Source organism: Bacillus sp. FSL K6-3459, assembly GCF_038003305.1.
GTDB classification, from domain to species: Bacteria; Bacillota; Bacilli; order Bacillales; family Bacillaceae; genus Bacillus; species Bacillus pumilus_O.
Map to the genome: position 1 here is coordinate 3,496,925 of NZ_JBBOOW010000001.1, position 12,357 is coordinate 3,509,281.

Sequence of the window (12,357 nt, forward strand, 5' to 3'; positions counted from 1 at the left end):
CTCCTTTTTGATGTTATTTTAAAAGCGCTTTCATTAACATCTAATCTTTTTCCTCACAGATGCGGAAATGGGTGTCCCGTTTTTTCATTCGGATGCTCCAATACTTGTAGTGCCGCCGTCAGTTCCTCAAATGAAGCGGCCTTGATGAGTTGATCTACCACTTCCTTGCGCTCTGTCAGCCGTACAAGAAATTGATAAAGTGACTGTAATTCTTTTTGATACGTCTTCTGGATGCTCAACAAACAAACGACTTGTACCCGATTTTCACCCCACAGCACCGGTTTTTTCAACGTACAGATCGCACAAAACGTGTCATCTGTTGCTGGCTTAATCGGATGAGGAATCGCAACCAAATGACCAAACGATGTCGGTGACACTTGCTCTCTTTCCAGCAATAATTGTTCAAACTCTTCCGGGATACGATCCTGTTCCTTGAGCACGTTCACGAAAAATTGCAGAACCTCTTCCCTTGATTGAAGGTCTTGCTGAAAAAATGTCAGCGCCGGACTCACATATCGCAAAAACCCTGTATCCTGCGCGCCCTGCACAAACCGTTTCAGCCGAACAATATCATCGTCACTTAGAATCGTATGTACATCAATTACTGGCACCGGCAACGTGTTCTGAAGCGGAATGGTACTAATAATAAAATCAATGCTTCTCAAATCGTACGAAGACATTTCCCCAACACTTGCAGTACCAGCGATTTCCATCCTTCCGCTAAAAGCTGCTTTCAGTTTATGAAGAAGGAGCTGACTGCTGGCGACACCCGTCGCACACACAATCAGGCATCTCTTTCTCACATGCTGTGATTTTGTCCGCTCGATTGCAGCTCCAATATGAAGCGCCAAATACCCAATCTCATCCTCATGAATCTCAATTCCCTCTTTTTCTTTCAGCCATCTCCCCATATAAACGCCAGCTTCAAATGCAATGGGATAATGCCTTTTAATGTCCGTTAAATAAGGATTACGAATGTTCATACCGTACCTAAAACGATGAATAGCAGAACGTAAATGAAGACTTAACCCAACGATTAACTCTTTATCAAATTGAATATTAAGTGACATGTGCTCCTCTACATAAGCAAGCAGTTGATGGATGAAGCGAAAATGGTCTTCTTCTAGAAGGTGAAATAGCGTATGACCCGCATCTCCGTAAGCCATCATCTTCGCTCCCATCAAGTGAATTGCAATATACGCCATTTCAGATAATGGAAAATCAATTCCTAGAACATGCCGGATATCTCCTGCCATTTGTTGAGCTACTTGGAAAACAGGCTGCACTTGAATCTCTTTCAATTCCGTTTCTGGCATCTTGACTATTTTTTTCTCTTCAATTCTCTTGCATGCAATGGCGATGTGGGTGACCAAATTACTTAAACCGATCTCTGACAGATAAAGTCCGCTAGCTTTTGTACGTGAACGCACGATATCCTGAATCAATTGATACGTTTCTTCAGGTAACAGCGCAGAGTTCGCATGCGCTTTTTGAAACACATGCTCAGCCATACAATATCTTAATTTCATTTCATCCCCTGTCAGCCGCAGTCCATATTTAGGACGATGTGACACAGAAAGTCGATGTAATGAAAACAAATGTCTGACCGCTTTCAAATCATTTTTCACTGTTGATTCACTCACAAACAATTCCTCTGCCAACGCATCTAACTTTATATAGTCTTCTGATAGAAGCAGCCTTTTCAAAAGATAGGCTACACGGTCTTCAGGCTGATTGGGAATAACCTGTTCTTTTTTTTCATTTTTTTCTCCCAATGACTTTTTCAAAAATGTACGAAAAGACCCATAATCCTCGACGGTCAATGTATACCCTGCCCCGCGTTTGATATGAAGTACGGCTCCATGTTCGGCTAAAATAGATTTAAGCGCTTTCATATCTGTTCGGATGGTTCTTGACGTGACGCCAATCATGCGGGCAATTTCTTCACTTGTCAGTTCTTGTTCCGCTTGCATCAGTCGTTTCAGGAGTTCCTCCTGACGTAGAGATAGCATAGGCTCTCCTCCCTTGGCATTTACTTTGCCTATCATCATAAACGAAAGTAGAACTCTTTGCCCAGTTTTTCTTTCAAATCGGGAACCACGATATGGCTCATTCGTATGAATAGAAAACAAGAGGAGGGATACATCATGGGTTCTTTTATGTTTGTGGTTATTATGATATTGGCTTCTTTAGGCGCATTCGTTGCTCATCTGTTCACACCAAAGGGTCAACGTACATCTGCTAAGCGTTCTTCTCATCATAGTTCAACCACAAGTACCTATACTGATTCTTATAGTCATCACGCTTCTGATGCCTCCTGCGGGGGAGGAGATTCTGGTGATAGTGGTGGTGGATGTGACTAAACAAAAAAACAGCCGCTCGCTGATGAGATGGCTGTTTTTATTATTTTAAAGAGCCTTCCAGCCCCGTTCAATCAGATGTTTAACATCGAGCGCAAAATCCTCGCCCTTTTCCATCACGTCCTGGGCTCTTCCGGCAAAATTGCTGGCAACAGCCAGCTCCATTTTTTTCAATTCAAAGTGCAAGATTTTTTGATCAATTTCTGAGATATATTTTTCATACTCATTGTTCACGATGTCGTGCATGACTTGGTAGGCGTCTTTTCGGTGGCGATGAAAGTCGGTTCCTCTCTCACCTTTCCATGACGAATCTAGAGCAGGCTTCTTGATTTCCTTTATGTCTGACTGCGCAAGATCTTGTTCTGTTCGAATATTGCTTTTGGCTGTCTTTAACCGAGAGATCATGTCATCAAATTCTGCACGTCTGTTTTCAATTCCCATATGCAGATGGTGTAGCATCTCGGATAAACTCATGTCATCCACCTCTATCGGACCTCATACGAAAGCACTGCTTCAGAGCCTTAGAAACGATCGACTCACTTGATTTTTCCAAACCTGACATTTCTATCGTTTTGCTTTCATTAAGTATAGTATAAGGTGAAAAGCCTCAGTCTTAAATAGGGAAAAGGTGTCCTTTTAGTGACGCACTTGGAAGAAAAACGGAATAATACAAGGTCTTAAATCCTGAATGATATACGAGTCCTTAGATCTATATTTCGTATCATCCCATGAAACCCATTAGAAAAATGATTGCTATTATTTTGCCGCAATCGCTTCATCTTGTTCCTTTAAGGTTTTCACATTAGAGCGCGTATCGCGAACATTTTTGGTTAAAGCTTCTTTAAAACTTGAGACCATTTCGTTCACCTCTGCCTCACGTGCCGTCCACTGGGTCACAAATTCAAGGCTGTTTTCACCTGCTTTATCTGCTGCTTTTTTCATCGTTAAAGCTTCGACTGCTTGGGAGACTTCGTCTAGTTGATTCATAACTGTTTGGTAGTTTAACTTAATTTGTCCCATCGTGATATCCTCCAAGTTTGTTCAGCATGAAGCTTATAAGCTACTCCATGCTTTTGAGATCAAGCGTTTGGCATCCTCTACTGCGTCTTCTCCTTTTTCAGCAAGACGTGCGGCGTCTCCAGCTAAGGAACTGGCAAAGGATAATGCTGCTTGTTCAGCTTCTAACGTACTAATTTTGAATTCAATGCGGCTCACGTAGCGTGGGTACTTGTCGTTCACAATCGTTTGCAGCGCATCATGTGCTTCATTCCGCTCTGATTTGAAATCCTGGCTTCGCTCACCTTTCCAAGAGGTCCCAAGCTTTGGCTGTTTGATTTGCTTCAGGTCTGTCTCTGCCGCATCTTGTTCACGTTCGACCTTACTTTTCGCCTTTTTCAGTCGAGCGATTTTCTCTTCGATTTCTGCTTTTTTACTTGTAATGCCACCGTTTAGGGCAGACAGCATATCCGATAAGCTCATTAAGGGTTCCTCCTCCTGACAAAAAATAAAAACGCTGCTTAGAGATCCTCTAAACGAGCGTAAGGTGAATAGCACTTTTTCCAATATTGTTATTATAAGGTTCAAAGACTCATGTTTGAATAGGGATTTGTGCCCTTTTTATGGGATAAATATGCTTTCATTCTGCTTCACATTACCCCTTAAGGCCTCTTTTATAGGGGGTCTTACATCCTGATTTTTTGTTATATGTCACATATAGTCATGCAGACCTAGGACAAACAAAAGCCGCCCGGTTGAGGAGCGACTTTTGTAGACGGCTTATGAAGCTGATTCTTCACTTTGCTGTTGATCTTTCACATACCAGATGAATTTTCCTGTATATCCGTAAATAATAGCAAGAGCAATGGCAACAAAGCTCAACCACATAAATGGTAAATAAGAGAATGTGGACACGCCTAGAATTCCCGCCATGTAAATCCCGTTATCTGACCAAGGAACCATTCCTGACGTCAGCGTACCACCGACCTCTGAGTTTCTGGATAAAACTCGTCTGTCTAACTTTAATTTATCATAGCTCTTTTCCATAATTTTCGGTGTAAGGATAATTGATACATACATTGCACATCCAAAAACGTTGGCAAAGAATGCAACAAGAATAGTGGAAAGAGTAACATTTCCCGCATTGTGAAGCTTTTTCTCAAAGGTTGAGACAATGACTTTCAATACACCCAGATGTTCCAATACTCCCCCAAAACCAAGCCCAAGGATAATCACTACCAAAGAGCCAAGCATATTGACCATTCCACCACGATTAAGTAGTTGATTCAAGAAGTCTACATCTGATTGAATTGAAAATCCATTGTATGCTGCACCGATTGCATCACTAGGATTCGCACCCTGAAAAGCAAAGGCCCAGATTGCCCCAAACAAAGCACCAATTGCAATAACCGGTAGAGCAGGCTTTTTCATTACAAGTAAAACCACAACAATTAGAGCTGGAATAAGCATCCATACATTAATGTTGAATGTATCAAGCAACGCATTCTTTAAGTATTCAACCTTCTCTTGATCAATATTACGTCCTCCATAGATAAAACCAGTGACCGTAAACATGATAGCTGTAATAACAAAAGCAGGTATTGATAAAACCATCATCGCTCTTACATGAGCCAGAACTTCAACCTTTGATAAGGACGAAGCGAGAACTGTACTATCTGACAGTGGAGAAAGCTTGTCCCCAAAATAAGCACCTGACAATACGGCACCTGCAACGATTGGTAACGGAATTCCTAAGCCTTCACCAATGGCAATCATAGCAATACCAGCAGTACCAACTGTTCCCCATGATGTACCTGTAGCGACAGACATAATCGCACAAATAATGAGTGTTGCCAATAAGAAGATATTTGGATGAATAAATTCAAGTCCATAATAGATCAGTGTCGGTACGACCCCGCCAGCGATCCACGTTCCAATTAGAGCACCTACAGCAAGTAAAATCAAAACGGCTTCTAATCCATTTGAAATCCCCTTTGTAATAGCACTTTGTAAATCCTTATAAGCGTGTCCCAAATGAAGACCCAGCCCAATAGCTAGAAACCATGAAATAAATAAAGCCAATTGAATATCTAAGTTAAAATAAATAGTAAATGATAAGACAATCGCCAAAAATAAACCTAGTACAGCGATGATCTCTACCATAGATGGCAAGCGAACCGATTTCAATGTTGTTTCCTCCCTTTGTGCGTGCGTTAAGCGTTTTCAAAATATTGTGAAAAAAGTGCGTCAATTCGAAAGAAAGTGAATTGCCTGTTTTTCTCTATTTCACAGGCAATTCTACATATTAATAAAATAAAATTTTTGATATTATTATCGCTCTAGGAGCTCTGCACCCGCAATGCCAGGCTTTGTCATCTCGAATGGATTCAAAATAATATCAAGTTCTTCTTCTGTTAACACATCATTTTGCAAGCAAAGATCTCTGATCGATTGTCCTGTTAAAATGGCTTCCCTAGCGATTCTAGCCGCTGCTTCATAGCCTAAGTGAGGGTTCACGGCAGTGATGACGCCTGCACTTTTTTCAACATATTCTTTCAAACGTTTTTCATTTGCTTCAATGTCCACTAAGCAATGATCTGTGAATGAACGGAAGCCGTTATTCATTATACTAATAGATTGAAGCAAGTTAAAGACCAAAACAGGCTCCATCACATTTAACTCAAGCTGACCTGCTTCAGAGGCAAGACAGATGGTGTGGTCATTCCCAATGACCTGAAATGCGATTTGGTTAATGAGCTCTGCCATGACTGGATTGACTTTCCCAGGCATAATGGATGATCCTGGCTGACGAGCTGGCAATGCAATTTCAGCAAGACCTGCACGTGGACCAGAAGCCATTAGGCGAAGGTCATTGGCAATCTTAGACATGTTCATCATGCATACTTTTAATGCAGCAGACACTTCTGTGTAAGCATCTGTATTTTGCGTTGCATCCACAAGATGCTCTGCGCCTACAAGCGGAAGACCAGAAATATCAGCTAACTTTTTCACGACGATCTCAATATAACGAGGATCTGCGTTTAGGCCTGTCCCAACTGCTGTTGCACCCATATTGACTTCATATAAATGCTGCTTTGATTGGTTGATCCGCTTAATATCACGGCTGAGCACGCGGCTGTAAGCCTCAAATTCCTGTCCTAAACGAATTGGAACAGCATCCTGCAGGTGCGTACGTCCCATTTTGATCACATGATCAAATTCTTTCGCTTTCTTTTGGAATACGTCCTGCATCGTTTGCATTGTCTCAAGCAGAATGTCTAATTGCTTTAATACAGCAATATGGATAGCAGTTGGAAACGAGTCATTCGTTGATTGTGACATGTTTACATGTGTGTTTGGGCTTAAATGGATGTAATCACCCTTTTGATGTCCCATGATTTCTAGCGCTCTGTTTCCAATCACTTCATTGGCATTCATATTCATCGACGTCCCTGCGCCGCCTTGAATTGGGTCTACAATAAAGTACTCATGCAGCTTTCCTTCAATGACTTCATCAGAGGCTTGTACGATGGCATTTCCAATTCCTTCATATAAACGTCCAACTTCCATATTGGCTTGAGCTGCTGCTTTTTTCACGATGGCAAAGGCTCTAATCAGTTCCTCGTGCATGCGATATCCCGTAATCGGGAAGTTTTCTTTTGCACGAAGGGTTTGAACCCCATAATACACGTCTGCCGGAATTTCTTTTTCTCCAAGAAAATCCTTCTCATAGCGATAAGTTGCTTGAACCATCTGATATGACCTGCTTTCTATAGAATAGTTAAATCACTAAATCTTCTGCGATCGGCGTTTCCATAATCTTTTTCACTTCTCTTGGGTCTGTTGTTTTACCTAATGCCCACATGAGTTTCGGCACGATGGCTTCTGTGTTCATGTTTCGTGAACGTGCCACTAGTTCTTGATTGATTTTGCGTCCTACTTCATACACGCTCATGTCTTCTCCTTCTTCAAGACACTGAGTTGTGATGACAACAGAAATGCCTTCTTCGAGCAATTCGTTGATTTTCTCCAAAAGGTTTCTTCCTTCGAAAGGAATTCCGCCGCTGCCGTAGCTTTCGATGACGACTCCTTTGTATATACCTTTGATTGCATCTAAGAACTCAGGCTTTAGACCTGGGTGCAATTTCAAGAGACAAACGTCAGTGTTTAAGGATGCATCTAATTTAAGCGGTTTCATTGACGATCTTTTTACTTTGCTATTGTATTCAATTTGATGGTTTTCAATCGATGCAATATATGGATAGTTAATACTTTCAAATGCATCGTAGCTTTTCGTTCTTAGTTTGATTGCGCGTGTTCCTTGAATGACTCTGCCGTCAAAGACAACATACACACCGCCTACGCCATCACATGCAAAGCGAATGGCATCGGTGATGTTTTTCTTCGCATCTGTTTTCTTAAACGTAATCGGAATTTGTGAACCTGTAATCACGATCGGCTTATCCGGATTTTGCAGCATATAAGATAGAGCTGCTGATGTATAAGCCATTGTATCGGTTCCATGAGTGACGACAAAGCCGTCATATTGATCATAATTTTCATAAATGGCTGTTGCGATATCCACCCAGTATTCAGGTTGCATATTTGTACTATCTATACTCATTAGGGACTTTGTGTCCATTGTGTAATCTGCATTAATTTCGTTTAAATAGCTTAAAAGGTCCTCAGCTTTAACACCTGGAGCCAAACCATTTTCACTCTCTACAGATGCAATCGTCCCACCAGTGGTTAAAAGCAATAATTTCTTCAACAGGTCCACCTCTTTCAGTAAAATTACTTCGTTTGTCACACATATTATAAGCCAGCTTGTGCTATTCTATAATATACGCTTTACGCGTACCTTCATTGCCATTATAGTCACATAACGCGAATTAATCAAGAAATTATTACGCATAACGCGTACATTCTATCACAAAATATGATATACTGTTGTTGTATATAAAGGAGCGTTCATGTAATGATACTCGATCGTTTAACCACTCTTAGAAAAAAGAAAAAATGGTCTCTCCAGCATACGGCAGATCGCCTAGGTATCGCCAAAAGCACCTATGCCGGTTACGAATCTGGGTACCGACGACCTTCGCTTGAAGCAGTGAAGCGCCTGGCTGATTTGTATGATACGTCCATTGATTTTTTACTTGGTAGAACGGACGAGCCAGAGATACAACGTAAAATCTCTGATATCAAAATTGAACTGACGGAAGCAAAAGAAGGAACCATTCTTGTAGACGGCGTTCCCCTAAATGATGAAGAAATCAAACAGCTTGTTGCCTTTATTCGGGCGAAAAATACCCTAAAAGTATAAACACAGAAAAGAGAGGCCCCCTATCAATCGGGTGCCTCTCTTTCTTTTTTCAGCTACTTATGAATAAGGAGAAGACAGTTGACTTAGTTCCTCTAAGCGCCGCTTCGCTTCTTCTTTATTAAACGAACTATAATAGCGATAATTCTCATCATCTAAAATGCGGTAATGCTGACTCAGCACATTTTGCTGAAGACGAAATGTGCCTTTTTTGATAGACGTCCGCCACCAAACCTTTCCGCCGATTGTACGTTCCACCGATAGATGCAATTCATCATGTGCCACGACTTCCAGAATCTCAAGCGGATCATCCCCAAGTGTCCCTTTTAAAATGTCACTATCCCTGAATAATGCACATACGGCCGCAGTTTGCGTCCAATTGAGGCGCAGCCTGTTTTTTTCCACCTGCTGCAGATGCCGTTTCGATAGACCAAGTACCTCAGACATGCGGTCCTGCGTATAATTCTTTTCTTTTCGAATTCGTGCCATTTGTTCTGTGACGAGGTCGATTACCATCTCTTTATCCATCTCTCATCACCTCTCCGAGTCTTCAGTCTTTACTGACATCATACACGATTTTTCCGAAAAAGTGGCGCCTCATCCTTTAGGATATTAGAAAACACTACCTAGTTGATCTGTTCTTCGACCTGACCATGCTGATGTCTCCAGTTCTCTTGGGCTGCCTGATTTAAATATGGATAGATCTCTTGTTTGACGGTTTGCTCGAATACTTCTTCATCTAAAATACTGTACGCAGGAATCTTGATCAATTTCCCATCTATTTTCCGAATGAGCACATCCATGAAGAGAAATCCTCTTACACTGTACCGATGCCTGCGCATATCAATGGATTGAATGTCTCGAAAAGGGATCGTCCGCTCTCGATGCAGCACAGCACCATTTTTTCCGCGCTGAATGCGAAAAATCACATTTCCCCTCTTCGTAAAAGCTGGCAGAATCATCAAAAAAGAGATCAAGCCATAGACCATACCTAATAGTCCGCCTAAAAATAAAAACAATGTATAATTCGATTCAAATGTAAGAGCTTCTGAAAACAACCAAATTCCGATGATACCAAAGCCGCCTGTTGCTAAGAATGCCCATACCCTTAAAAAGGTCCTGCTTCTCACTTCTATTACTTCACTTGGATTCAAGCGTCATTCTCCTTTTCTCCATTAGAATATAGAACGTAATCCGTCTCTATGAGCCGTCTCCACGCGAAATTCACTTTCTGTTATTCCCGACACAAGCCACGACTGTTTCTCACCTGGAATAACAAATAACATAGATTCCACATCAGGCGTATTATTTTTGTCATAGACGACCTTCATTAGGGAGTCCATCTTTCCTTTTCTCGTCTGTACATCCGAAACAAACGCCTGCACGAGTTCTTCGTTCTCTGCTCGTTGAAGGAAGGAAGGCCACTCATTTTTCGCCTCACTTGCTTGCTCTAATAGCTTTTCAAATTCCTCTGCTTGCAGGGTCATGACAGATTCAGGATGATCACTCATTTGTATGTTGAAAAAGGCAGTCATTTGCTCCTCTGCCTGCTGGTCATCCTTCAGTTTTTGAATTTGATGGACTTGTTGATCATACAGCGTATGATGCGCATATATGCCCATCTGTGTCGTGTGAAAGGAGGTACTGATTTCTTCATCTTCATCCCCAAATCGAGACGCCTTGATGGTGTGAGACGCATCATTCATCGCCTGAATGAAATGACGGTATTCCGCTTTATAACGATATTGTCTGTTTTGAAATTCAAGTACACCTTTTGCGAGCAAAGAGCGGCACGCAATTTCAAATAAAAACCCTAGGCGCTCATCCTCTACATCAGGGTAATAGGCTTCCTTTAAGGACATGCCCTGTTCAAAATAGCCTTCACTGTAAAAACTAAAGATGAGTTCCTCAATACTTAGACTTAGCTGCTCCAACTTGATCTCTCCTTATCCAAAAGAAAATGCACCCTTAAAGAAATCGCCTGCACCTTTTATGAGCGAATCTGCGGTTTCTTTTGTTTTTTCTATCCCCTTATGTATCACCTGATTTGCCTGATCGATGGTGTCATTGACTGCTTTCACACCTTGACCCGCCAGCTCGAATGCTTGTTTCCCTTTATCCACGACTGCATGTATTGGGTCCTTTAATTTCACTGCAACCTGCTCAGCAAAGCCTGATGTCAGCTTGGCAACTTTTTCTCCTATAAATCCACCGACTGCGGAACCAATAGCTCCTCCAACGACAGTTCCAATCGGTCCTGCAAAGCTTCCAAGAGCTCCTCCGACAACGGCACCTGCGACAGACCCACCAGCGATAAAGACCGTATTGTTCACTGCATTTCCAACAGCCTTCGCATTTTCACGCTTCAGGACTTCTGGCTGATCACCGAATTCTGCATAGTTCTCTGCAATTTTCAAACCACAGCCGACCGTTTCCGTTGCACCAGTGACAACTGTTGCAATGATGGCATTTCCTTTGGCAAATCTTGATCCATTTTTCAAAACAGACTTGATCGCAGCCGTGTCCTTCCAATTGATACTTCCTTTTGTAAAATCACGGACACTATTCGTAAATGCAACTGTATCGTCAGGATAAAATTTTGTGAATTTCTTATGGACCAAATCAGCCATCGACCAATTTGATCGTTTTAATAATTCTTTATTGCTTAGCCAAATCCTTGCTAGTCGGTCAAATCTCGTTCCTTCTACCCGGCTCGTCAGATCAAGCAGTAGCTTTGAATGCTGCGCTGCATAACGGCCATTTTCTTTAATGAAGGTCGTCATCCCAAGCCCGTAGTATTTCGCCTGCATCATGACAATACCAGCTAAGCTCGTGAGTGTACCATATTGATCATAAATACTGTACAATTTCCGTAAAATATCATCTGCTTCGACCATTTTATCTTTTGCATGACGAATCGCAATATCATCACTGCTCAATTTACTGATCAATGCTTGTCCTGCTCCCCATGCATCCCCGACGCCTGAAAAACAGCTTCTATACCGAGGATCACAGCCTAAAATGAGACCATCCAGTTCACTATGTAAATCGCGATGCTTCGTTTCAATGGCAGAAAGTTCGCCTACAACATCATTCGCCAGCCCTGTCAGCTGATCTGGATCAACCACTATGTCACGTGCCATCACATCATCTCCCTTCTCGGTTTCTTTCTCTCCGTTCTTCTCGTCTCTTTCGCTCAAGCTCTTCCATTCTGGCTATTTCAGCTTTCCGTTCCTCGATTTTGACCGCTGCATCGCGCAGTTCCTGACTTGTTTCAAGCAAGTCCTTTTCGAATTGATCATAGCGTGCCGTTGTGTCTTCAAAGCTTTGATCAAATTTATTCCTTGCTTCTCCCTGCCAGCCTGATCCTACTGCCTTGAGCCGATTCTCCAGAAGCTGCTTTGACTGCCGAATCTCCTCAGCTGCTTCCTGAAACTTTTGAGCGAGTGCCAGCGTTTGACTAGAATCCAACTTTCGCACCCCTTTCTCCCAATTTAACGTACAAATGGATGATTTTATATGTCCTCATTATAAATAAAAAGACACCCAAAAAAATCACCCTAAAGAACCATTCAACACATCACAAAATGAAAGTAGGTCTTTTTCCTCTCTAATTGCCAGAGAAAGCCTTTCTTGTTATGAAGCGCATTCAAGACGTGATAAAATGAACGTATTCTA

General features: G+C 41.9%; 14 protein-coding genes. 2 read left to right on the forward strand and 12 right to left on the reverse strand.

The window, feature by feature from the left end; all coding sequences use genetic code 11:
• Positions 1 to 53: 53 nt before the first annotated feature.
• Positions 54 to 2,012 (reverse strand): BglG family transcription antiterminator, encoded by a 1,959-nt coding sequence (locus MHI35_RS17865; RefSeq protein ID WP_335349536.1) that lies wholly within the window; start codon positions 2,010 to 2,012, stop codon positions 54 to 56.
• A 135-nt stretch (positions 2,013 to 2,147) separates the two neighbouring features.
• Here MHI35_RS17865 and MHI35_RS17870 point away from each other — a divergent pair, with 135 nt between their 5' ends.
• Complete coding sequence (locus MHI35_RS17870; protein WP_335349535.1) at positions 2,148 to 2,363, forward strand: hypothetical protein; 216 nt, start codon at positions 2,148 to 2,150, stop codon at positions 2,361 to 2,363.
• Between the two features lie 45 nt (positions 2,364 to 2,408).
• On the opposite strand, the gene MHI35_RS17875 is transcribed toward MHI35_RS17870, so the two are convergent.
• The 6 genes from MHI35_RS17875 to MHI35_RS17900 form a co-directional block, all read right to left on the reverse strand.
• Positions 2,409 to 2,834 (reverse strand): YwqH-like family protein, encoded by a 426-nt coding sequence (locus tag MHI35_RS17875; protein ID WP_335349534.1) that lies wholly within the window; start codon positions 2,832 to 2,834, stop codon positions 2,409 to 2,411.
• A 282-nt stretch (positions 2,835 to 3,116) separates the two neighbouring features.
• Positions 3,117 to 3,380: a YwqI/YxiC family protein gene (locus MHI35_RS17880; RefSeq protein WP_335349533.1), complete on the reverse strand. Its 264-nt coding sequence runs from the start codon at positions 3,378 to 3,380 to the stop codon at positions 3,117 to 3,119.
• 33 nt (positions 3,381 to 3,413) lie between these two features.
• Positions 3,414 to 3,839 (reverse strand): YwqH-like family protein, encoded by a 426-nt coding sequence (locus tag MHI35_RS17885; protein WP_050944558.1) that lies wholly within the window; start codon positions 3,837 to 3,839, stop codon positions 3,414 to 3,416.
• Positions 3,840 to 4,136: 297 nt separating this feature from the next.
• Complete coding sequence (nhaC, locus tag MHI35_RS17890) at positions 4,137 to 5,543, reverse strand: Na+/H+ antiporter NhaC (protein ID WP_211062708.1); 1,407 nt, start codon at positions 5,541 to 5,543, stop codon at positions 4,137 to 4,139.
• A gap of 144 nt (positions 5,544 to 5,687) precedes the next feature.
• Positions 5,688 to 7,109: an aspartate ammonia-lyase gene (gene aspA, locus MHI35_RS17895; RefSeq protein WP_144519984.1), complete on the reverse strand. Its 1,422-nt coding sequence runs from the start codon at positions 7,107 to 7,109 to the stop codon at positions 5,688 to 5,690.
• A 28-nt stretch (positions 7,110 to 7,137) separates the two neighbouring features.
• A complete protein-coding gene (locus MHI35_RS17900; RefSeq protein ID WP_144519981.1) occupies positions 7,138 to 8,127 on the reverse strand; it encodes an asparaginase in 990 nt (329 codons plus the stop codon).
• A gap of 207 nt (positions 8,128 to 8,334) precedes the next feature.
• Between MHI35_RS17900 and MHI35_RS17905 the strand changes: the two genes are divergently transcribed.
• Positions 8,335 to 8,682, forward strand: coding sequence for a helix-turn-helix domain-containing protein (locus MHI35_RS17905; RefSeq protein ID WP_003214932.1), 348 nt, complete (start codon positions 8,335 to 8,337; stop codon positions 8,680 to 8,682).
• A 57-nt stretch (positions 8,683 to 8,739) separates the two neighbouring features.
• Here MHI35_RS17905 and MHI35_RS17910 read toward each other — a convergent pair whose 3' ends face one another.
• The 5 genes from MHI35_RS17910 to MHI35_RS17930 form a co-directional block, all read right to left on the reverse strand.
• Positions 8,740 to 9,207: a helix-turn-helix domain-containing protein gene (locus MHI35_RS17910; RefSeq protein WP_211062709.1), complete on the reverse strand. Its 468-nt coding sequence runs from the start codon at positions 9,205 to 9,207 to the stop codon at positions 8,740 to 8,742.
• A gap of 98 nt (positions 9,208 to 9,305) precedes the next feature.
• Positions 9,306 to 9,833 (reverse strand): YfjD family protein, encoded by a 528-nt coding sequence (locus MHI35_RS17915; protein ID WP_144519975.1) that lies wholly within the window; start codon positions 9,831 to 9,833, stop codon positions 9,306 to 9,308.
• 21 nt (positions 9,834 to 9,854) lie between these two features.
• Entirely contained in the window at positions 9,855 to 10,613 is a 759-nt protein-coding gene (locus tag MHI35_RS17920; protein ID WP_335349532.1) for a hypothetical protein, read from the reverse strand.
• Between the two features lie 12 nt (positions 10,614 to 10,625).
• Positions 10,626 to 11,822, reverse strand: a complete 1,197-nt coding sequence (locus MHI35_RS17925) for a DUF6861 domain-containing protein (RefSeq protein ID WP_119125732.1) — start codon at positions 11,820 to 11,822, stop codon at positions 10,626 to 10,628.
• A gap of 4 nt (positions 11,823 to 11,826) precedes the next feature.
• The gene (locus MHI35_RS17930) at positions 11,827 to 12,150 is read right to left on the reverse strand and encodes a WXG100 family type VII secretion target (protein WP_144519967.1); all 324 of its coding nucleotides are present in this window, start codon (positions 12,148 to 12,150) and stop codon (positions 11,827 to 11,829) included.
• Positions 12,151 to 12,357 lie beyond the last annotated feature (207 nt).

Excerpts from the sequence above, each read along its gene's own strand:
- MHI35_RS17885 (WP_050944558.1), bottom strand. The coding sequence starts at position 3,839 with ATGAGCTTATCGGATATGCTGTCTGCCCTAAACGGTGGCATTACAAGT.
- MHI35_RS17925 (WP_119125732.1), bottom strand. The coding sequence starts at position 11,822 with ATGGCACGTGACATAGTGGTTGATCCAGATCAGCTGACAGGGCTGGCG.
- MHI35_RS17865 (WP_335349536.1), bottom strand. The coding sequence starts at position 2,012 with ATGCTATCTCTACGTCAGGAGGAACTCCTGAAACGACTGATGCAAGCG.
- MHI35_RS17910 (WP_211062709.1), bottom strand. The coding sequence starts at position 9,207 with ATGGATAAAGAGATGGTAATCGACCTCGTCACAGAACAAATGGCACGA.
- aspA (WP_144519984.1), bottom strand. The coding sequence starts at position 7,109 with ATGGTTCAAGCAACTTATCGCTATGAGAAGGATTTTCTTGGAGAAAAA.
- MHI35_RS17875 (WP_335349534.1), bottom strand. The coding sequence starts at position 2,834 with ATGAGTTTATCCGAGATGCTACACCATCTGCATATGGGAATTGAAAAC.
- MHI35_RS17870 (WP_335349535.1), top strand. The coding sequence starts at position 2,148 with ATGGGTTCTTTTATGTTTGTGGTTATTATGATATTGGCTTCTTTAGGC.
- MHI35_RS17905 (WP_003214932.1), top strand. The coding sequence starts at position 8,335 with ATGATACTCGATCGTTTAACCACTCTTAGAAAAAAGAAAAAATGGTCT.
- MHI35_RS17880 (WP_335349533.1), bottom strand. The coding sequence starts at position 3,380 with ATGGGACAAATTAAGTTAAACTACCAAACAGTTATGAATCAACTAGAC.